Below are 24,155 nucleotides of genomic sequence, written 5' to 3' on the forward strand. Positions count from 1 at the left end.
GATTTCCTTTCGCCTGAACATTGAAAACAGAATACGGGTGTGACGGGTACATCACTGGCAGGAGGAGCGACACGCTGGGACACGCCAAGACGAGGGCAATGCCCTCCGAGCGATTATGTCTGCGGCAGTTACGCCCCGTGGTGGGACGGATTGCGACGATCCCTGCCGGTCATCATGGTACTTCTGCTTTGAACGCTTCACCGCATTGAGCAGCCCGGCAGACGGCCGGGAGAACGCATCACCCTCATTTGAGAAAGAGTGAGGGGCGGCTTTTATGGAGTCCGGCATCACCAGCCGGATCGCCTGTCACACCTTTGCTTTGATATAAAAATCTATCGTGTTCTATCGGAGCGATAGAAACCATGCGGCGGAACAGGCTTTTGAGTCAACAAACTTTCAACCCTTTTCCTGATTCCGCCGCATTCTTGTGTCGCTCCTTTAGGCAAGCAAAGGAGGCAAAATATTATGGAACAACCTGTCTACATGGCAGATATTCAAAATAAGATTTACGAAGCAGGCTTAATTCGGAAAGAGGAACGCATTGTACTGACCGCCGAAAACTGCGTGCTTTTGGAATACTACACCGGAAAAACATACAGCTATCGCATGGTGGAGCTTTCCACCTTAAAGGCAAAGCGGCTTTTTTCCAAGTCGGCTCCCCTGAATGAAAGCGGCTATCAAAAAGCGATGGACAAAATGCTTTCACAGGCAAACGCAGAACCGGAAAACACCTTTTCTATAAAGCCTGCCATGAGAGCAAGAAATCTGCTGGAACACATTTTTTCAAACATCCTGCCGGAACATGGTATGGACTTTCGGGAAAATCAGGCGGCCCTTGCGCTGGAAATGCTGGAGTCCTTACAGGAAAACAGGCTGGCACTCTGTGAGGCCGAGGTTGGTACAGGCAAAACCCATGCCTACATTCTAGCCGTAACCGTCCATAACCTGTTCAGTAGCAATAAGCTACCGACGATTATCTCGACTTCTACCATTGCGCTGCAAAAGGCGTTGACGGAGGAATACATCCCTCAGATTTCCGATATTCTGATGGAACACCGGATTATTGACAAGGCCCTGTCCTTTGTGGTGCGAAAGGGAAAATCTCATTATGCCTGCGACAGTCGGGTAAAGGGGTATCGTTCTTCTATCGCACACAATGACCGACACGAGGACAAGGAGCTGCTTTCTGCCCTGACCGGACTTTTCACCGGCGCCTGCCCCCTTGATTTGGATAAACTCCCTTTAACGGACTATGTGAAATCCTGCATCAATGTGGAACGTTGCCCTCTGAACTGCCCTCTGTCCTCGGTCTGCCGATACCGTGACTTTATACGCAAAGCACAGTCCCTTGTTTATGACTTTCAGATTGCCAACCACAACCTTGTGCTGGCGGATGTCCTTGGCAGAAAGAACGGGAGAAGGGCCTTGTTCCCTCCCCGTGGAGTGGTGATTTTTGACGAGGCGCATAAGCTCCTGGATGCCGCAAGGCAGATGTACGGTATGACAATGGAAAACGTGGAGATGGAACGGCTGGTGGCAAGCATTTATCATGCCATCGGTTCAGGAAATCCCGATAAGGCCGAGATCATTAGACTCTGTGAAATCATGCAGGAACAAAATGCCCTGCTCTTTGAAGCCCTGCGGTATGCCGCAGGCACAAGCTATGATAAAAACTGCTATGCCGTGCAGATTGATTTAAATTGCATACGAGCTTTGAAAACACTGATGGCTGTGCTACGCAGACTGTCGGTGCTTTTTTATACGACCGCCTGCGAAAAAAGGGATCGGTACGACCGGCTGGTGAACCGCATGGAACAGCAGGAAACTAAGCTCTCCATTCTGTTTCATCATGCCAATTCTATTCTTTGGCTGGAACTGACCGGGGCGACGTCCTGCCGGGTCTGCGCCTTGCCAAAGCAGCTTGGTTTTCAACTATCGGAGGATATTTGGCAGGATGAAATTCCATATATCCTGACCTCTGGTACGCTCTCTGTTGGGGGCGATTTTTCGCATTTTAAGCGAAACAGCGGAATTATACTGGCAGAGAAGCACCGTATTTTTGAAACAAGCAAGGCTTCTCCCTTTGATTATCCGAACCATGCCTTGTTGTATCTTTCGCAGGATATGCCATTGCCTTCAGACAAATACAGCGGTTATTTTCAGGCAGTGGTCAACCGGCTTGTGGAGCTGATTGAAGTGACCCATGGGCATACCCTGATTCTGTTTACATCCTACCGCATGATGGAGCAGGCATATGACGAGCTGTGCGGACAGATCACTTCATTCCCCTTGTTCCGCATGGGCAAAGGCCGTCTGGACGCCCTCGATGCTTTTCGTAAAAGTGGCAACGGTGTCCTCTGCGCCAGCGACAGCGCCGGGGAGGGCATTGACCTTGCCGGGGATATTTTATCTTCCCTCATTGTGGTACGGCTGCCGTTTCCGGCTCCCGATCCGGTGCTGGAATATGAAAAGACCCTGTATCCTAACTTCTACGGCTATCTGAATGAGGTCATTGTGCCAGGTATGCTCATTAAGCTGCGCCAGTGGTTTGGCCGGGGAATCCGCAGGGAAAGTGATTCCTGCGTGTTCTCTATTCTGGACAGCCGTGCAGGCCGCCGCTATAAAAATGATATACTTGCAGCTTTACCTGATATGCCGGTGACTGAGCGGCTTTCGGATGTCAGCAGCTTTATCCGGTCAAAAAAGGACAACACATACTTTGAATAGGACAATCGGCAGATTTCATATATTCCTATATAAGTGTCATTTGTATAGATGGGAGGGTAAGCCATGGGAATCTCTGATTTCTCCCAAATGGATTTTTCGGCATTAAAACAGGTGGAGGTGCGGACGGTCAATCCGGATACGTTGGTTGACATTAACGATATAAAGGTTAATACAAAGTTGCCTAAGGAAGAGCGGATACTGGATTTTATCCGTCAAATAGGAAACCCATATTGCTACCGGTGCGGCAAAGTGGTTGTCAAAATCAGCTTTAATGATACCAATGCCACGCTGGAGGACAGAATTGAAAATTTATTGAGGATGATGTGAGATGGATGATTTTCATGGGCGGAGCCTGACCATGTTGGTTCGAAAAAGCTGCTGTTTTGTCTGGACGCGCCTTGAGAGGGGTGCTATAATTAAAAATGGACTAATATTAGCGGACGCCCATTGATTCGGTCAGGTTTTGCTTCTTGACTTTTTCAATCGGGAGGTTTCGTTATGCCATTTAATAATAAGGATACAAACATATACAATGCTGTGGACTATTTGCGCCTGTCTAAAGAAGATGGCGATAAAGCAGAAAGCGACAGCATTGCCAATCAAAGAGATTTAATAACCAATTTTGTAAAGTCAATACCCGAAATCCGCCTCTGTTCGGAAAGAATAGATGACGGATTTAGTGGTGTTGACTTTAATCGTCCTGCCTTTAATTTGATGATGGAGGATGTAAAGGCTGGGCGTATCAACTGTATCATAGTTAAAGACCTGTCCCGTTTCGGCAGAAACTACATAGAGGCAGGAAGATACATTGAACGGATTTTTCCGTTTTTAGGTGTGCGTTTTATTGCTATTAACGACGGTTACGACAGTGCAAAGGAAAAATCTCCGTCAGACGATATTATCATTCCTTTTAAGAACCTCGTCAACGATGCGTATTGCAGGGACATCTCCGTGAAAATCAGGAGCCAGCTTGAAGTAAAACGCAAAAATGGCGAGTTCATCGGTTCCTTTACCGTTTACGGCTACATGAAATCAGCAGAGAACAAAAATCAACTGGTGATAGACCCCTATGCGGCAAAGATTGTGCGGGATATTTTTGCATGGAAGCTGGATGGACTCAGCCAGCAAGGGATAGCCGACAGGCTGAATGAGATCAGCGAGCCGTCCCCCATGGAATATAAACGCTTTTCAGGGCTTAACTTTGCCACCAGCTTTCAGGTAAATACCAAGGCGAAGTGGACTGCTGTGGCGGTTGGCCGTATTTTGAAAAACCCTATCTATGTAGGGCATCTTGTGCAGGGCAAGGAAAGTACGCCAAACTACAAGATTAAGCAGCGGTTTATGAAACCGGAGGATAAATGGATTCGGGTGGAAAACACCCATGATCCTATTATCCCGCAAGAAATTTTTGATACAGTAAACCGTGTGCTGGCGCAGGACACCCGTATTGCTCCAGATGGAGAGGCTGTATATCCGTTTTCCGGCTTGCTTTTTTGTGCTGACTGCAAAAGCGGTATGGTGCGAAAAATTGTACCCGCAGGCGGGAAGAAGTACGCCTACTATTATTGTTCAAGGAATAAGGCTGGAGGCGGTTGTACCACCCACTGCATCAGTGAAAAGGTACTGGAAAAGGCAGTTCTGAAAGCACTTCAAAATCACATTACTTCTATTCTTGATATTGAACGGATTCTCCGTTATATAGATACTCTCCCAATGCAACAGGAGGAAATCCGAAAGATTGATACCCAACTGCTGATGAAACAGGAGGAAATCGAAAAGTATAAAAACCTCAAAGTGTCCATCTATGAGGACTTAAAAAGCGGTATCATTGATGCCGATGAGTACAGAGAGTTCAAAGAAATTTATGGTAAAAAGTGTGAGGACGCGGAAAAGGCTGCCGGACGACTGAAACAGGATATTGCCCTGATCTTTGCAGGTAAGGGAGCCAATAGCATTTGGATTGAAGCCTTTAAGAAGAATCGGAACATCACAGAGCTATCCCGAAAGGTAGTTGTTTCCCTGATTGAGTGGGTAAATATCTATTCCGGCAACCGGGTGGAAATCCGATTCCGTTATCAGTATGAATATGAAAGAGCTTTGTTCTTTGCCGAGAACGCAAAAGACCTGATTGCAACAGCCCCACCGGCTCCCATAAAGGGGGTGATGTGAGATGGCGAGAACAAGCAGAAAGCAAATAGATAATCTTGCCCAGGTCCCCCTTGAAACGATATGGAACACCTGTATTTATGGGCGGCTGTCGGAGGAAGATGAGCGGAAAAAAGAAAGTGATTCCATCGGTAATCAAATCTCCATGTTGGAACGCTATATCGCCGAAAGACCACACCTGAAGCTCATATCCGTTTTTAAGGATGTGAATCAGACAGGAACGAACTTCGACCGTCCCGGCTTTAATGAAATGATGGACGCCATCAAGGGCGAAAAAATCAACTGTATTGTGGTCAAAGACCTGTCCCGTTTCGGCAGAAACTACATTGAAACTGGAACCTATCTTGAAAAAATACTGCCATTCTTCAATGTTCGCTTTATCTCCGTGAACGATGCCTATGACAGTCTGAATGCAAGCAGTCAGGATGAAGGGTATGTTGTTCCTCTGAAAAACTTGATTCATGATGTGTACGCCAGAGATATATCAAAAAAAATAAAGTCGGGGCTTGCAGTCAAGAGAAGCAGAGGGGAATTTACCGGCTGTGTCGCAGCCTATGGCTATCAAAAAGCGGATAATAGCAAGCTGGTGATTGACGAAGAAACTGCACCGGTTGTCCGAAATATCTTTAAATGGGCAGCGGACGGCATGGGTGATATGTGTATCGCTCAAAAACTCAATGCGCTCAGTATTCCCTCCCCAAGCAAGTATCGCTACATGAAGGGGATTTTGAAAAACGAGCGCTATGCCAATATGCGATATTGGTACAAAAGCGCCGTCCGCAGGATTTTAATCAACCCAGTTTATCTCGGACATATGGTGCAGGGCAAAACCAAATCTGACCTATGGGGCAAGGGCGTCTGCGTAGAACTGCCGCAGGATCAATGGGTGGAAATCAAAAATACCCATGAACCGCTGGTGGATGAAGAAACCTTTTATGCAGTGCGGCAAATCAAGCAGGAACGGGAGTCCAGCGAGAGAAAAGAAGTGGAACAGGGGAGGTCAAATCTCTTGAAAGGGCTTGTGTTCTGCGGTGATTGCAAACGGAGCATGAAATGGCGTAAAATGCCAAAATCAAAAGGTTCAGCACTCTATTACTTTAGCTGCGCCACCTACGAGGACATAGCCAAAAATGACTGCGTCAAAAAGCGAATGGACGAACTGGATTTGTTATCCGTTCTCTATACGGCTATCCTCAGGCAGATTGACCTTGCTGTTGACATGGAGCGAATGGTGTCTAAACTCAATGAAAAGGAAGGCTTTTGCCAGCAGCAGAGTGAGGTGGACACAGAGATTTCCGAAACGGAAAAGAAACTGTCCAGACTATCCATGCTCAGAAGCTCTCTGTATGAGGATTATCAGGAAAAGCTAATTGATGAAGCGGAATATCTATTTACAAAAGCAAAGTACGAGAAAGATGTCACCCTTTTGCGTGGCCGACTTGATGAACTGTCCATGCAAAAGAGCCGTCTTGATACCATGCGGACACCTCAAAACCCATGGATAACAGCCTTGAAGAAATTTAAGAAGAATAAAGCCATAACGGGAGAAATGATTTCCGAGCTGATAGACCGGGTGGAAATATTCAGTGATCAAAGCGTGTCCATATGCTTTCGGTATCGGGATGAGTTTGAAAGTTTGCTCGGTTTTATTGAGGCAGAGAGTGGGGTGAGGGTTTCGTGAGCAGCAAGAATATCCTTGCCCGTTATATCCGGCTATCCAGGGAGGACGAGAACGAGGGTGAAAGCAACAGTATCATAAACCAGAGGGATCTTCTGAACGCCTTTGTGAAAGGCTCCCCTGACCTCTCACAGTATGAAGTGGTTGAGTTTTGCGACGATGGTTACAGCGGTACGAATTTTGACCGTCCGGGCGTGAAAGCCTTGCTGGATGAAGTGCGTGCGGGAAAAATACAGTGTGTCATTGTCAAAGACCTGTCTCGTTTCGGAAGAAACTACATTGATATTGGAGATTATTTGGAGCAGATATTCCCCTTTTTAGGGGTGCGCTTTATCTCCGTAAATGACCGTTTTGACAGCAATGACTTTGACGGCACGACCGGCGGGCTTGATGTGGGTTTCAGGAACCTGATTTACTCCCTTTACAGCAAAGACCTGTCACAAAAGGTACGGAGTGCGAAGAAGACCCGAATGGAAAAGGGTGAATTCATCAGCAGTCACGCACCCTATGGCTATGCAAAATCTTCAGAAAACCGCAAGAAACTTGTGGTTGATGAAGAGGCTGCTGCCATTGTCAGACGTATTTTTTCGATGGCGGGCGAGGGCAAAAATGCCGTGCAAATTGCCAATGTCCTGAATGCTGAAAATATTCCAACGCCATATACTCATAAGCGGCTTATGGGATGTGACCGCAAATACAATGTCGTTGGAAATACAAATCACTGGCATAATACTACCATCCTGACCATTATCCATGACGAACGCTACACAGGGAAAATGGTAAACGGGAAAAATCGCAGCCCTTTTGTCGGGAGTAAGCACGGTAAACGCATTCCAAAAAGTGAGTGGATTGTCGTACCGAACACCCATGAACCTATTGTTTCGGAAGAATTATTTGCTTTGGTTCAGGAGCGTTTCTCTGCCCCAAAAAGGATACAGAAACACACAGAGGTCAGACCTCTGATGGGTAAAGTGAAATGTGGGGTTTGTCGGCACGTTATGCGAAGAAGCAATAGTCCCTCGGCCACCGCATATTATTATTGTGAAAGCCATCAGTATGTGGCTGACAGCACTTGCACAAAGGATAGGATTTCCGAAGTCAGTTTGATACAGACCGTCCTATCTGTGATACATAAGCAGATAGAGGTCATGCTTGATATGGAACAGCTTATTGACAGAGTAAAAACCCAAAGTCATAGTGATATAACCACTCTGACGGAGCAGATTAGGCAGCTCCAAGTCGTGCTCACCAAGCTGAAAGCATCCAAAGTTAAGGCATACGAAAAGTACAAAGATGGGGCTTTGGACAGGGACAGCTACCGGGGCCAAAAGGAGGATATTGGCAAGGAGATTGAGGAAACAGAATCACAAATCGCTGAACTTGAAACGTCATTGCAATGCTGTTATCAGGAAAACGGACAGCCAATTTCCATCATTGAGAGTTTCAAGCGATATGAGGGATTTACGGAGCTTTCAAAAGAAATGGCAGATGAGCTGATTGACAGCATCTATGTCTACGGAAGTGAAGCGATTGAAATTGTATGGAACCGTATGGATGAGTATATGAGGTTGGTTCAGTATGTTGAAAAAGGAGTAAATGCAAATATTGAACTTACTGATCCCTAAGGAAATTCAGGATTCATGAGACCGTCAAATTCGCCGAGACATAGATTTATGCTAAGAGTTGAAAATCCTTTGTTTTCAAAGCTTCATGCAACAAAAAATAAAGCATATAATTGAATGACCACACCAAACGCTGTCCGAAAGTTCAACAAGCCTAAGGATGGCGTTTTTAATTTTCCTTATTGGCTATAATAATATTTTGTATCTAGCAGAACAGGACTTATGTTATTATGGGCAATTATTATTCAAGTAATATTGGATTTTGCTCAAAGCGAAGTTTTTCTTTTACTCTCAGTCTATAAAAATTAGAGTTTGGATACAAGAAGATATTTTTAATCGCTTTTAGGAAATTAATCGTAAATATTACGAAAAAGAGACCATCATCAATGACAAATATTGTGAAAAATGTTATACTGTAGGAAATAAATATGTATGTATAAAAATTTTTGTCTTTGATGGAGGAAAATTATGAAGCTTGTTAAACTTAAATTATACAATTATCGTTCATTTGGAGAATCTGAGCAGATTATTAACTTTGATGAATTAACTGCATTGATAGGGAATAATAGTTCAGGAAAAACTGCTGCACTTAATGCATTAAATACCATTTTTTCAGAAAATTCTAGTGATCGTATTTTGGAGCGAGGTGATTTTTTCCTTCCCAAAGATAAGGCACCCGAAGATCTTGAAGAACAAAGTTTATATGTGGAAGCAGTCTTTCATTTTAACGAGCTACAAAAAGAAAAAGAATCTACTACATATGCTATACCAACTTTTTTTGATAGTTTTGTTGTAGAATCCCCAGGAAGTGTACCCTATTTACGTATTCGCTTGGAGGCAACTTGGGAAAAAAGTAGTAATATTGAAGGATCTATTGAGAGTAAGGTTTATTATATTACTTGTCCTGAATCAGAAGAAATAGGAGAGGAAAATAAAAGGATTGCAAGTAGACATGATATAAATAGAATTCGTATGATTTATGTACCAGCAGTTCGTGACCCTTCTAAGCAGTTGAAAAATGCATCAGGAAGTATGATGTATCAAATAATGAATAGCATTAATTGGAAAGACTCTACCAAAGAAAGTGTTAAAGGATTAATTCAAGATTTAAATGATGAATTTTTAAAAGAAAGTGGAGTCTCTATACTTAAAAATGCTGTCCACGACGAATGGGAAGAATACCATTCGGACAGTAGATATTCAAATGCGCAACTTAGATTTAATTCTACCAATATAGAATCTGCAATTAAAAAGGCAGAAGTTCTTTTTTCTCCAACTGTTACAGAACGAGAATTTTCTATTGATGAAATGGGTGATGGATTGAGGTCGTTATTTTATATTTCAATGGTTGATAGTATGTTAGATGTTGAAAATAAAATAAGAGAAGAAATAGAAAAGGGTAAAGAGTTATCTTTTAGTAGAACACCACCAATATTAACTATTGTTGCGGTTGAAGAACCGGAAAATCATATTGCGCCACATCTTTTAGGAAAACTTATTGGAAAGTTGAGAGATATTTCTAAAAAATGTAATGCTCAAACACTTCTAACATCTCATTCTCCTGCAATTGTTAAAAGAATTTCACCTGAAGAATTACGATATTTTAGATTGATACCAGACATGTTGTCAACAGAAATACGCCATATAACCTTACCTGACAAAGAAAAGCTTTCAGATCAATATAAATATGTAAAGGAAGCAGTAAAGGCATACCCTGAACTTTACTTTGCAAAATTAGTTATACTTGGAGAGGGTGATAGTGAAGAAATTCTGCTTCCAAAGTTTTTAGAAACAAATGGAGATGGTGTTGATAGTTCCGGTATTTCTATTATTCCCTTAGGTGGAAGACATGTAAATCATTTTTGGCGTCTGCTTAATGACTTGAAGATACCACATATAACATTACTCGATTTGGATAGAGAACGAGATGGAGGTGGATGGGGACGTATAAAATATGTATTAAAGCAATTGATTGAAAATGGATATAACAAGAAAGAAATTTTAAAAGTAAAAGGTGGAGTTTTAACAAATAAAGAATTAGATAAAATGAATGATTGGGATGTTAACCTCATTGAAGATATGAATTCATGGATTGAATTTTTAGAAAGTTACAATATTTTCTTTTCATCTCCTCTTGATATTGATTTTCTCATGCTTGAAAATTTTGAGGAAGAATACAAAGCTATTCTTTCGAAAAAAGAAGGTCCTCGTATTAGCAAGAAAGATGAAGAGGACGAAAATACAACTATAAGAATTCAAGATATAGAAAACGAACTATCAATCTCTCCTGAATATCAAGAAAGAATAACATGCGATGTTCAAAATACGCTTAAAGAATGTGGTGGTAAGGGAATAACGTATTCAGATAAACAAAAAAGATTAATGGTTTGGTACAATTATTTCTTTTTAAATCGCGGTAAACCTAGTACACATATTTCTGCACTTTCACAACTTGATGATTCCGATTTAGCTTGGAATATTCCAAGTGTAATTAGTAGGTTAATAGATACAGCAAAGAAGCTTTTAATTTAATGTATGGAGGTTTTATATGCAGGAAAGAATCCCACCTTTACAATGGACACCGAGTGGTGGAATAATATTGGAAGAAAATGCAACAACATCTGTAAAAGCTGAAAAAAATGTACTGGTCGTTGCAGGGCCAGGTGCTGGAAAAACCGAATTACTCGCACAAAAAACTGGATATTTATTTCAAACAAATATTTGTACATATCCAAAAAAAATACTTGCTATCAGTTTTAAAACTGACGCTGCTGCAAACTTAAAAGAGAGAATAGAAAGTAGATATGGAAAAGAATATGCTATCAGATTTTCTTCTCTCACTTACGATGCGTTTGCAAAAAAGATTCTGGATCAATTTAGAAATGCTTTACCAGAAGAACTTCGTCCTAGCAAGGATTATATTATAGGAGACAAGAAAACTATTGATGCAGCATTCAAGAAATCTGGTTATTTGAATCCTAGAGGTTTAACACCTAGTAGATTGGCAGTGTATTATGAAAATGTGATTGCAACAACTCCTTTACCCGTATGCGGAGATTCTATTGGTAGTAATGTATGGAGATTACTAATTAGAGGTTTTGATGATAATCCTTCGTGCTTAACTTTTAAAATGATAAGTATGTTGACAATATATATTTTTTCAACGAATCCATATGTATTAAGAGGTTTACAAGCGACATATTCCCATGTATTTTTAGATGAATTTCAGGATACAACCAGCTTGCAATATGATTTGGTTAAAATGGGTTTTCAAAATTCTAATTCTAAGATCACCGCTGTGGGGGATAATAAACAGCGAATCATGGTGTGGGCAGGTGCGAGGAAAACTATCTTTGAAGATTTTCAGCAGGATTTCAACGCTATGAAGATTCCACTATTGATGAATCATAGATCTGCGCCACGACTAGTTGATTTACAGAAATTAATGTACACCTCTTTACAGGTGGATCTTATTGATTTACAAACTTCAAAAAAATGGGAGAAGAATGATGGGGATATAAAACTGTATATATCAGAAAATGAAGATCTGGAAGCAAAATATCTGGTTGCAGATATAACCGAGAAAATATCTAATGGAGTTTCATTAAAAGATATTTGTATTTTAGTTAAACAATTACCGGGAAACTACATAGATACTCTTGTAACAGTACTTTCTTCTTTTGGTATTAAGGCAAGAATAGAAACGGAGTATCAAGACATATTAAAGGAATTTATTGTTGTACTCGTTTTAAATACATTAAAAGTTTCAATCAATCGACGCTCACCTACAGAATGGGAATATGTTAATAACGCAATGGAAGGACTGAAAGGATTTGATTCAACCGAAAGATCTGACGCATATGATCAGGAGCATATTAATTTAATAAACCTTCTGAATGCGACATCTGAGAAGTTAGCTTTAGATATTACGGAAACCGAATTTCACGAAGTAATAAATAACATTATTCAATTCTTTGATATTGAGAAAATAAAAGCGTTATATCCAACATATGCACAAGGAAATTTCTTTGAAGATATTGTTAATAAAATGATTGATCTATTATGGAAAGAATTTGAAGAATGTAATAATTGGAATCTATCCTTTGAAAATTTTCAAGGATTATATTCTATACCAATTATGACTATACATAAAAGTAAGGGGCTTGAGTATATAGCTGTTTACTTTGTAGGGCTTGAAGATGGTGCTTTTTGGAGTTTTAGAAATCAACCTGAAGAAGATAGGTGTGCTTTTTTTGTCGCTCTTTCGAGGGCAAAAGAATTTTTGTCTTTTTCATTTTGTGCATATCGTCACAAGTTAAGGAATCCAAATCAAAAACATACAGAAATAAACGAATTTTTTGAACTATTAAAGTTGCCAGGTATCTCTACTGTTATTAACTGTGATTAAATAAGCATCAAATATATTAACCCTTTTGCGATAGGGAAACTTATGGCCTTCTTCATTCCGTTTTTGCTTTAGCATAAAGGGAGTCTGCCTAGACAATGCAGCGGGGCAGTGTGAAGAAATCCAAAATACACGTGAACCACTGGTTGATGTAGATACATTTCTAGCCCTGCGGCAAATTAAACAGAGATAGGAGTCTGGTGAGAGAAATTAAATGAAACTGCGAACGGAAAACAACCTGAAAAAGCGTGTTTTTTGTGGCATTTACCAACTAATAAATATTTTTTAGTCCTGTCTTGACACCAGCAGGAGCTACAGGACCGACAGGACCAACAGGACCAACCGGAGCTACAGGTCCCACGGGTTCAACAGGAGCAATAGGAGCCACAGGACCGACGGGCGAAACAGGAGATACCGGTCCGACCGGACCCACTGGAGCAATAGGAGATACCGGACCCACCGGTCCAATAGGAGCAACCGGCCCAACAGGAGCTACTGGACCCACTGGCCCGATAGGAGCAACCGGTCCGACGGGTGAAACCGGAGAAACAGGTCCAACCGGCCCAACGGGAGCAATAGGAGCCACGGGACCGACGGGAGCTACCGGACCAACTGGTGAAACAGGAGCAACAGGACCAACCGGCTCAACGGGAGCAACTGGAGATACCGGCCCCACTGGACCAACAGGAGTAATAGGAGCCACAGGGCCGACGGGAGCTACAGGTCCAACAGGAGCAATAGGAGCAACCGGTCCGACGGGTGAAACAGGAGATACAGGACCGACCGGACCAACGGGAGCGATAGGAGCCACTGGTCCAACCGGTGAAATCGGAGATACCGGACCAACGGGGGCAATAGGAGCAACGGGAGCTACAGGTCCCATAGGTCCAACAGGAGATACCGGCCCGACTGGCCCAACAGGAGCAATAGGAGCAACCGGCCCGACTGGTGAAACAGGAGAAACAGGTCCAACTGGTCCCACCGGAGCTACAGGCCTCGCCGGAGCTACCGGACCGACCGGAGCAATAGGAGCCACAGGACCGACGGGCGAAACCGGAGCTACCGGTCCGACAGGAGTAATAGGAGCCACAGGACCGACGGGCGAAACAGGAGCTACCGGTCCAACCGGAGCAATAGGAGCCACCGGAGCTACAGGTCCAACCGGTCCAAATGGAACAACTGGAGATACTGGTCCCAGCGGTCCAACAGGAGCTACAGGCCCAACCGGTCCAACTGGAGCAATAGGAGCAACCGGTCCAACGGGGGCAATAGGAGCCACAGGACCGACGGGCGAAACCGGAGCTACCGGTCCGACCGGCCCAACTGGAGCAACAGGAGATACAGGACCGACTGGACCAACAGGAGTAATAGGAGCCACAGGACCGACGGGAGCTACAGGCCCAACAGGAGCAATAGGAGCAACCGGTCCGACGGGTGAAACAGGAGATACAGGACCGACCGGACCAACGGGAGCAATAGGAGCCACTGGTCCAACCGGTCCGACAGGAGAAACCGGAGAAACAGGTCCAACAGGTCCAATAGGAGTAATAGGAGCCACAGGACCGACGGGAGCTACAGGCCCAACTGGCGAAACAGGAGCAACCGGACCAACGGGGGCAATAGGAGCTACAGGACCAACCGGAGCAACCGGCGCGACTGGTGAAACAGGAGCAACCGGACCGACAGGACCAACCGGAGATACCGGCCCAACAGGAGCAATAGGAGCCACGGGACCGACGGGAGCTACCGGACCAACTGGTGAAACAGGAGCAATAGGACCAACCGGCTCAACGGGAGCTACAGGTCCCATAGGTCCAACTGGAGATACCGGTCCAACGGGGACAATAGGAGCAACGGGAGTTACAGGTCCCATAGGTCCAACCGGAGATACCGGCCCGACTGGTGAAACAGGAGAAACAGGTCCAACTGGAGTAATAGGAGCCACAGGACCGACGGGAGCTACAGGTCCAACTGGCGAAACAGGAGCTACCGGACCCACCGGTCCAACGGGGGCAATAGGAGCAACGGGAGCTACAGGTCCCATAGGTCCAACAGGAGATACCGGCCCGACTGGCCCAACAGGAGCAATAGGAGAAACCGGCCCGACTGGTGAAACAGGAGCTACCGGACCGACAGGCCCAACCGGAGCTACTGGTCCGACGGGTGAAACAGGAGATACCGGCCCAACAGGAGCAATAGGAGCCACCGGCCCGACGGGCGAAACAGGAGATACCGGTCCGACAGGTCCAACCGGAGCAACAGGAGCCACCGGCCCAACTGGAGCAACAGGAGCCACCGGGCCAACCGGACCAACAGGAGCTACAGGTCCGACGGGCGAAACAGGAGCTATCGGACCCACCGGACCAATAGGAGCAACAGGAGCTACAGGTCCAACCGGTCCAACGGGGGCAATAGGAGCCACAGGACCGACGGGAGCAATAGGAGCCACAGGACCGACGGGAGCTACAGGACCAACTGGTGAAACAGGAGATACCGGACCGACCGGACCAACTGGAGATACCGGTTCCACCGGTCCAACAGGAGCCACCGGCCCGACGGGTGAAACCGGAGAAACAGGTCCAACCGGCCAAACGGGAGCAATAGGAGCCACGGGACCGACGGGAGCAACAGGACCAACCGGCTCAACGGGAGCAACTGGAGATACCGGTCCCACTGGACCAACAGGAGTAATAGGAGCCACTGGTCCAACCGGCCCCACCGGAGCAACCGGTCCGACAGGAGAAACTGGAGAAACAGGTCCAACAGGAGTAATAGGAGCTACAGGCCCAACTGGCGAAACAGGAGCTACCGGACCCACCGGTCCAACGGGGGCAATAGGAGCCACCGGTCCAACCGGAGCAACCGGAGAAACCGGCCCGACGGGCGAAACAGGAGCTAGCGGACCGACCGGTCCAACCGGAGCAACCGGAGCTACAGGTCCAACCGGTCCAACGGGAGCAATAGGAGCCACAGGACCGACGGGAGCAACCGGCCCAACTGGTGAAATCGGAGATACAGGTCCAACGGGGGCAATAGGAGCAACGGGAGCTACAGGTCCCATAGGTCCAACAGGAGATACCGGCCCGACTGGTGAAACAGGAGAAACAGGTCCAACTGGTCCCACCGGTCCAACGGGAGCAACTGGAGCTACCGGTCCAACAGGAGCCACCGGACCCACAGGAGCAATAGGAGAAACCGGCCCAACTGGTGAAACAGGAGCTACCGGTCCAACCGGTCCAACGGGAGCAATAGGAGCCACCGGCCCGACTGGTGAAACAGGAGAAACAGGTCCAACTGGTCCCACCGGATCTACAGGTCTAACCGGAGCTACCGGTCCCACCGGTCCAACTGGTGAAACAGGAGCTACAGGACCGACCGGACCAACCGGAGCTACCGGTCCCACGGGTTCAACAGGAGCAATAGGAGCCACAGGACCGACGGGCGAAACAGGAGATACCGGTCCGACAGGAGAAACAGGAGAAACAGGTCCAACAGGTCCAATAGGAGTAATAGGAGCCACAGGACCGACGGGAGCTACAGGCCCAACTGGCGAAACAGGAGATACCGGAGCAACCGGACCAACGGGGGCAATAGGAGCCACCGGTCCAACCGGAGCAAGCGGAGAAACCGGCCCGACGGGCGAAACAGGAGCTACCGGACCCACCGGTCCAACCGGAGCAACCGGAGCTACAGGTCCAACCGGAGCAACCGGAGCTACAGGTCCAACCGGTCCAAATGGAACAACTGGAGATACTGGTCCCAGCGGTCCAACAGGAGATACAGGCCCAACAGGTCCAACGGGAGCAATAGGAGCCACAGGACCGACGGGAGCTACCGGCCCAACTGGTGAAATCGGAGCAACCGGCCCAACTGGTGAAATCGGAGATACCGGTCCAACGGGGGCAATAGGAGCAACGGGAGCTACAGGTCCCACAGGTCCAACAGGAGCAATAGGAGCAACCGGCGCGACTGGTGAAACAGGAGAAACAGGTCCAACTGGTGAAACAGGAGCTACCGGACCGACAGGACCAACCGGAGATACCGGTCCCACGGGTTCAACAGGAGATACCGGCCCAACAGGAGCAACTGGAGATACCGGTCCCACTGGACCAACAGGAGTAATAGGAGCCACCGGCCCAACAGGAGCAATAGGAGCAACCGGTCCAACGGGAGCGATAGGAGCAACCGGTCCGACTGGAGAAACCGGAGCTACTGGACCCACAGGAGCAATAGGAGCCACAGGACCGACGGGTGAAACAGGAGATACCGGACCGACCGGACCAACGGGAGCGATAGGAGCCACTGGTCCAACCGGCCCCACCGGAGCAACCGGACCGACAGGCGAAACAGGAGCTACCGGCCCAACGGGAGCTACCGGCCCAACAGGTCCAACGGGAGCAACAGGAGCTACAGGTCCAACAGGAGCCACCGGACCCACAGGAGCGATAGGAGCAACCGGCGCGACTGGTGAAACAGGAGAAACAGGTCCAACTGGTGAAACAGGAGCTACCGGACCGACAGGACCAACCGGAGATACCGGTCCCACGGGTTCAACAGGAGATACCGGTCCAACTGGTGAAACAGGAGCTACCGGCCCAACTGGCTCAACGGGAGCAACTGGAGATACCGGTCCCACTGGACCAACAGGAGTAATAGGAGCCACCGGCCCAACAGGAGCAATAGGAGCCACCGGTCCGACTGGAGAAACCGGAGCTACTGGACCCACAGGAGCAATAGGAGCCACAGGACCGACGGGAGCTACCGGCCCAACAGGTGAAACAGGAGCTACCGGTCCGACCGGCACAACTGGAGCAACAGGAGCTACCGGTCCGACAGGTGAAACAGGAGATACAGGACCGACTGGGCCAACAGGAGTAATAGGAGCTACCGGACCGACCGGTCCAACCGGAACAACAGGAGCTACTGGTCCGACTGGTGAAACAGGAGATACCGGACCGACGGGCGAAACAGGAGCTACCGGACCCACCGGTCCAACTGGTCCAACGGGAGCAATAGGAGCCACAGGACCGACGGGAGCTACCGGCCCAACAGGTCCAACGGGAGCAACAGGAGCTACAGGTCCAACAGGAGCCACCGGACCCACAGGAGCGATAGGAGCAACCGGCCCGACTGGTGAAACCGGAGCTACCGGACCGACAGGACCAACCGGAGCTACCGGTCCCACGGGTTCAACAGGAGATACCGGCCCAACAGGAGCAATAGGGGCCACGGGACCGACGGGAGCTACCGGACCAACTGGTGAAACAGGAGCTACCGGACCAACTGGCTCAACGGGAGCAACTGGAGATACCGGTCCCACTGGACCAACAGGAGCAATAGGAGCAACCGGCCCGACGGGTGAAACAGGAGATACCGGACCGACCGGCCCAACGGGAGCGATAGGAGCCACTGGTCCAACCGGCCCCACCGGAGCAACCGGACCGACAGGAGAAACCGGAGAAACAGGTCCAACAGGAGATACAGGTCCAACGGGAACAATAGGAGCCACAGGACCGACGGGAGCTACCGGCCCAACAGGTCCAACGGGAGCAACAGGAGCTACAGGTCCAACAGGAGCCACCGGACCCACAGGAGCGATAGGAGCAACCGGCCCGACTGGTGAAACAGGAGCTACCGGACCGACAGGACCAACCGGAGATACCGGTCCCACGGGTTCAACAGGAGATACCGGCCCAACAGGAGCAATAGGGACCACGGGACCGACGGGAGCTACCGGACCAACTGGTGAAACAGGAGCTACCGGACCAACTGGCTCAACGGGAGCAACTGGAGATACCGGTCCCACTGGACCAACAGGAGTAATAGGAGCCACCGGCCCAACAGGAGCAATAGGAGCCACAGGTCCAACGGGAGCCATAGGAGCTACCGGTCCGACTGGAGAAACCGGAGCTACTGGACCCACAGGAGCAATAGGAGCAACCGGCCCGACGGGTGAAACAGGAGATACCGGACCAACGGGAGCGATAGGAGCCACTGGTCCAACCGGCCCCACCGGAGCAACCGGACCGACAGGAGAAACCGGAGCTACCGGCCCAACAGGAGCAACAGGAGCGATAGGAGCCACAGGACCGACGGGAGCTACCGGCCCAACTGGTGAAATTGGAGCTACCGGTCCAACCGGTCCAACGGGGGCAATAGGAGCCACAGGACCGACGGGAGCTACCGGCCCAACTGGTGAAACAGGAGATACCGGACCAACTGGAGCTACCGGTCCCACAGGCGCCACAGGTCCAACCGGACCCAACGGAGCTACTGGTCCGACGGGTGTAACAGGAGCAACCGGCCCGACGGGCGAAACAGGAGATACCGGTCCAACGGGGGCAATAGGAGCCACAGGACCGACGGGTGAAACAGGAGATACAGGACCAACCGGTCCAACGGGAGCAATAGGAGCCACAGGTCCCACTGGAGCTACCGGACCGACGGGAGCCACAGGACCAACGGGAGCAACAGGAGCTACCGGACCAACGGGAGCAACAGGAGCTACCGGACCAACGGGAGCAATAGGAGATACCGGTCCAACGGGAGCTACAGGCCCAACCGGCTCAACGGGAGCTACCGGACCAACCGGACCCACAGGAGCAATAGGAGATACAGGACCAACAGGAGCCACCGGCCCGACGGGAGCAACGGGAGCTACCGGCCCGACCGGACCAACGGGAGATACCGGTCCAGCAGGAACGGTGTTCTTTAGTCAAACAGCTGGCTCTATAACTGTTGCACCTCCTACAGGGTCGGAAGTAACGGTTGCATCCACTAGTGTACCAGTTAATCTTGGAGATATAATAAAAATAGATTATGCGCTAAGTTATACGGTTGTATCTACACTAAGTTTTGACTTTAACTGTGAGTCAAGGTTGTATCGAGACGGAGTATTGATTCATACTAGAACACTTAATAGTAACGGTACCCTGGCAAGTACCGAGATTCATCCGGTAGCTAACACCTATGTTGATACTGCGGTAGCTACAACAACAAGCACCTATGAAGTACGCGCTATCATTACCTCAGCAACTGCACTATCGTCCGTAACTGCTAACAATAGAAATATTAATGTTATTAATTTTGGTTAAAGTTATTTTGAAAGCTGTCAGAGTTAATATCTGGCAGCTTTCAGATTTTATAATAAAGATGTCAAAACTTAACAGGATTCCAGGCACCAATATCAGCGTGGAATTAGCAACATATATTTATCCTATCCTCAATATACATTACGAAGTTTGTATACACTCTTTTTTCGGATGCTAAGAGTTAGCTTATAGCTTTAGTGCTCACATTAAAGGGAGCAAGTGTCATATAAATCTGCCAACTTTGTAATGATGTAGGTACTCTGAATTTCAGAGGATATTACCTGAGCTTTGCTGTTTAATAAACAGGTATCAATGCCTGAGAGAATTCCTCCCTTAATATCTGAATTTATAGTATCACCAATAATAAGTGCTTCCTCTTTATTAAAATCTTTAATATGGTTCATCACATAATCAAAAAATTCTTTTGCCGGCTTTTGATAGCCGATGCTCTGGGAAATAAAGATATCTTCAAAAAAATCAGATAAACCGGATTCCTTCACTCTTTTTATTTGTGTTTTTGTTACACCATTGGTGATAATAAATAATCTATGGGATTTAGATAAGGTGCTACATACCTCATAAGCACCTTCCATGAGCTGGAATCCATTGCTTAAAAGCTCTCTGTACTGATTTTCCCATTCCATTCCATCCACAGTCTGTCCCAGTTTATTCATTGTTTTTGAGAATCTGGAATTAAGGACCTCTTCAAGTATAATACCTCCATTTTCATAATCCTTCCAAAGTTGTTTATTGACAGAATTATAGGTCTGAAAAATTTCATCCGTGAAGGTATATCCATGCAGTTGAAAAAGTTTGTTTAAAGAGACAGCTTCATTCGCTGCAAAATCCAATAAAGTATCGTCCAGATCAAAAAGTAATATTTTATAACTCATGTTTCCTCCTGTCTGCTGTTTAATTCCGGCAGCAGATTTCTGTAATTTGTTGGGGTAGTTCCTTTTATTTTTTTAAAGGTTTTAGAAAACAGCAGAGCATCATTGTAGCCGATGCTTCGTGCAATATCTCCGATGGAAAGCTTCTCATTGGGGATTAATTCACAGGCCTTGCGGATTCTGAATTCAATCAGGTATTCTTGTAAGCTCATATGCAAAGCACTTTTAAAAATTGAATTAAAGTAGCTTCTGTTTAACCCTACATGCCGGGATATGGCATCTATGGTTATTTTTCTTGAGTAATTCATTTCAATATATTGCAAAGCCTTAGTGATATAGGCATCTCGTCTGCTGTCCGCAGAATCATAATATAGACCTACCGGATTCAGTTCGGTTAATTTATGTAAAAAAAGATATAGATAAGCCAATCTTTTCACTTCTCCACCTCTTTTTATGTTATAGGCATCAACCATCTCATAAAAACAGGTATCAATAAAATCATCCTGAGTGTATTCAAATACCGGATGCAGAAGACTAAGACCGGAATCCTTTAAATAGGCTTCGGCTTTGAGTCCATGAAAACCGATCCAGGAATAGTGCCAGGGGTCAGCGTCATCTGCTTTATAAAAGGTTATTATGTCAGGGCATATTAAGAAACCGTTACCGGCTTTTAATTCGTATATTGTATTATCAATTTTAAAGATACCTTTTCCGCTGTGAACATAATGAATCAGGAAATGGTCCCGTACTGCCGGACCGTAGCCATGTCCGTTTTCACACTGTAGTGATCCGCACTGGTACACATAAAGATCTGTATGCTGAAAATGCTGGTAATCAGCGATATGCTTATCCATCTATTAAGATCCCCCTGCGATATTTTATGATAGTTTCTATTATATCCTATAATCAGGTGAAAAAGCAAAATGATTCTTATAGATTCAGAAAAAACAATGGTATAGAATCTAGCAATATTCCATATAAACCTAGCAATACTCCATTTACTATCAGTTAAAGAATGAATATACTTACAAAGTAGTTACTTGTTTTGAATAAACCGGATTTATCAGGTTTAGATACGAATTACATTACTAAAACGGTATTCTGAATAGTAACAGTAAAAATAGTATTTAGCCATATAAAAAGAGACATGATATATTTGAACTGGTAATAAAGCAGAACCATAATAAAGCAGAACCATAATAAAGCAGAACCATAATAAAGCAGAACCATAATAAAGCAGAACCTAATAAAGCAGAACCTAATAAAACAGAATCATAATAACTCAGAACGATAATAACGCATGAACCATAATAACTCAGAACTGTAATATCTGGACAATTCGTGGGCAAATCTAGGAAGATATATTAATTTGACACACGAATCAAATTTACAAATAATAAGAAGCAGCGAAACGGCTGCATTGGAGGAATCACATGATTACACAGAACAAAGGCTTATTTCATCTTTCCACGAAACATTCATCCTATGTCTTTTATAGCAATGACTGGCTCCAGAATCTATACTGGGGCAGCAAAATCCATGGAGAAGATCTTACCTATCTGATTAAAAAACGGGAACACAGCAGTTTTGACCAGAATCTCAATCTGGAAAGGGATGAATATAGTTTCTGGACCGGAGCTTCCTATTTGGAAAGCTGTTTAAAAGTGAATTATCCTGAGATAAGAAAGCTGGATATGACGTTTCTTGAATTTAAGATAATGCAGGTTAATAAAGACTTAGAGCGCCTGACCTTCTGTTACAAGAATAGCTTTTCAGACCTTTATGCCACCCTGACTTATGATGTTTACGAGGAATATGATATCATAGCCCGGTATGTGGAGGTTCTTAATGAAGGGGAGGAAGTAATAATAGAGAACTTTAAATCTGCCTCGGTCAGCATACCAAAGCTTTCGGATTACCGTGTAAAATACTTAACGGGTAAGTGGGCAGGAGAGTCCCAGATGAATGATCTGCATCTGACTACCGGTTCCTTTACCATGCAGTCCCGCAGCGGTAATACCGGACCCCACTTTAACCCTGCTTTTGCCCTGGATAACGGAACTGCAGAGGAAAAGACCGGTGAGGTCTGGTTTGGTTTGTTAGGTTACAGCGGCAATTGGCAGATAACGTTTGAGAAAACAATTTATAACAATGTTAAAATTACCGGGGGAATCAGTAATTTCGATTTTACATATACCTTAAGCAAAGGGGAATCTCTTAAGACGCCTGTTATGTATTTTGGGTTTTCAAGGGAAGGATATGGTGGAATGAGCCGAACACTCCATACTTTTGAAGCAGAGCAGATTATTAGGAAAAGAGAGTATGGCAGAGTGTTATATAATTCCTGGGAGGCTACCGGCTTTCAGGTACAGGCAGATAGTCAGAAAGCTCTGGCAGACAGAGCAGCCGCAATGGGTGTAGAACTATTTGTAATAGATGACGGCTGGTTTGGCAGCAGGAATAATGACAAGGCAGGACTTGGGGATTGGTATGTGAACCAAGAAAAATTCCCCAAGGGCTTATCTGATTTCATCCGCTATGTGAAATCTCTTGGAATGGATTTTGGCATCTGGGTGGAGCCAGAGGCTGTAAATCCAGACAGCGATTTATACCGGGCACATCCGGACTGGATTTACAGGTTTAAGGGGCAGGAGCCTTATCAGGGAAGAAATCAATATACATTAAATATCAGTAAACGTGAAGTAAAAGAGTTTATCCTGGATTTTATGACTAAGCTTCTGTCAGAAAACAAGGATATTACCTTTATCAAGTGGGATATGAATAAATCCTTGACAGATGTGAGCCAGGGTAAGACTTCAGAGGATAAGGAACTTTGGTATAAGCATGCAAAAGCGTTATATGAAATATGGGAAACCTTAAGAGAACGATTTCCGCAGGTAGAATTCGAAGCCTGTGCCGGAGGCGGTTCCAGGGTGGATCTTGGCATACTTAAGTACGCAGATCAGTGCTGGCCCAGTGATAATACAGATGCCTACGAACGGCTTTTCATCCAGGAGGGCTTCTCTTACTTTTATGCACCTAGTATTATGACCTGCTGGGTTACGGATGCATCCTCCAATAACCTAAGAAAGTATGAACGTCCTTACAGCTATCGTTTCCATTCTTCCATGATGGGAGTATTGGGGATTGGCGCCGACATCAGTAAATTTAGTGAGGATACCGCTGATGAATTCAGGGAGCATATAAAAACTTATAAAGAAATTCGCAAAACTATCCAATTTGGGAAGCAATACAGACTTTCCTCTGTTCGTGAGAGTTCCCTTCATGCAGTGGAATATATCAGCAGGGATGAAAAGGAGATCCTTGTATTTGCCTTTCATCAGGGCAGCCAGTTTGGTAAAGCCGAACCAAATCTTTATTTAAACGGACTAAAAGAAGATGGTTTATACAACATCGAAGGCATGGAGGAGAACATCCACGGAAGCACGTTAATGAAGGTTGGATTGGAAACTGGGCTGTGGGGGGACTTTGACAGCAGGCTTATTAGAATAACAAAAATTAATTAGCTATTGCAGGTACTATATGAAAGAACTGTTAACAAACCATATATAAACC

The 24,155-nt window shown here is 46.0% G+C and carries 11 protein-coding genes; 9 read left to right on the top strand and 2 right to left on the bottom strand.

Translation table 11 applies throughout. The annotated features are described in order from the left end of the window. Positions 1–465 precede the first annotated feature (465 nt). The 8 genes from QA584_RS09000 (at position 466) to QA584_RS09035 (ending at position 19,692) form a co-directional block, all read left to right on the top strand. Entirely contained in the window at positions 466–2,727 is a 2,262-nt protein-coding gene (locus QA584_RS09000; RefSeq protein ID WP_278274182.1) for an ATP-dependent DNA helicase, read from the top strand. 63 nt (positions 2,728–2,790) lie between these two features. Continuing rightward, entirely contained in the window at positions 2,791–3,054 is a 264-nt protein-coding gene (locus QA584_RS09005; RefSeq protein ID WP_278274183.1) for a DUF6870 family protein, read from the top strand. 171 nt (positions 3,055–3,225) lie between these two features. Continuing rightward, positions 3,226–4,896 (top strand): recombinase family protein, encoded by a 1,671-nt coding sequence (locus QA584_RS09010; RefSeq protein WP_278274184.1) that lies wholly within the window; start codon positions 3,226–3,228, stop codon positions 4,894–4,896. Between the two features lies 1 nt (position 4,897). Then, positions 4,898–6,574 (top strand): recombinase family protein, encoded by a 1,677-nt coding sequence (locus QA584_RS09015; RefSeq protein ID WP_278274185.1) that lies wholly within the window; start codon positions 4,898–4,900, stop codon positions 6,572–6,574. Beyond that, positions 6,571–8,196, top strand: a complete 1,626-nt coding sequence (locus tag QA584_RS09020) for a recombinase family protein (protein ID WP_278274186.1) — start codon at positions 6,571–6,573, stop codon at positions 8,194–8,196. The genes QA584_RS09015 and QA584_RS09020 overlap by 4 nt, the downstream gene beginning before the upstream one ends. 465 nt (positions 8,197–8,661) lie before the next feature. Further along, complete coding sequence (locus QA584_RS09025) at positions 8,662–10,725, top strand: AAA family ATPase (protein ID WP_278274187.1); 2,064 nt, start codon at positions 8,662–8,664, stop codon at positions 10,723–10,725. Between the two features lie 16 nt (positions 10,726–10,741). Next, positions 10,742–12,601 (top strand): UvrD-helicase domain-containing protein, encoded by a 1,860-nt coding sequence (locus tag QA584_RS09030; RefSeq protein ID WP_278274188.1) that lies wholly within the window; start codon positions 10,742–10,744, stop codon positions 12,599–12,601. 293 nt (positions 12,602–12,894) lie between these two features. After that, complete coding sequence (locus tag QA584_RS09035) at positions 12,895–19,692, top strand: hypothetical protein (protein ID WP_331487872.1); 6,798 nt, start codon at positions 12,895–12,897, stop codon at positions 19,690–19,692. A gap of 203 nt (positions 19,693–19,895) precedes the next feature. Here QA584_RS09035 and QA584_RS09040 read toward each other — a convergent pair whose 3' ends face one another. Beyond that, positions 19,896–20,582: a YjjG family noncanonical pyrimidine nucleotidase gene (locus QA584_RS09040; protein WP_278274189.1), complete on the bottom strand. Its 687-nt coding sequence runs from the start codon at positions 20,580–20,582 to the stop codon at positions 19,896–19,898. Beyond that, a complete protein-coding gene (locus QA584_RS09045) occupies positions 20,579–21,433 on the bottom strand; it encodes an AraC family transcriptional regulator (protein WP_278274190.1) in 855 nt (284 codons plus the stop codon). Before QA584_RS09045 ends, QA584_RS09040 begins: the two co-directional genes overlap by 4 nt. A gap of 579 nt (positions 21,434–22,012) precedes the next feature. Between QA584_RS09045 and QA584_RS09050 the strand changes: the two genes are divergently transcribed. Next, on the top strand, positions 22,013–24,106 hold the full coding sequence (locus QA584_RS09050; RefSeq protein WP_278274191.1) for an alpha-galactosidase: 2,094 nt from the start codon (positions 22,013–22,015) through the stop codon (positions 24,104–24,106). The last annotated feature ends 49 nt before the right edge of the window (positions 24,107–24,155 follow it).

It is taken from the genome of Anaerocolumna sp. AGMB13025, from assembly GCF_029689925.1.
Taxonomy (GTDB): Bacteria; Bacillota; Clostridia; order Lachnospirales; family Lachnospiraceae; genus Anaerocolumna.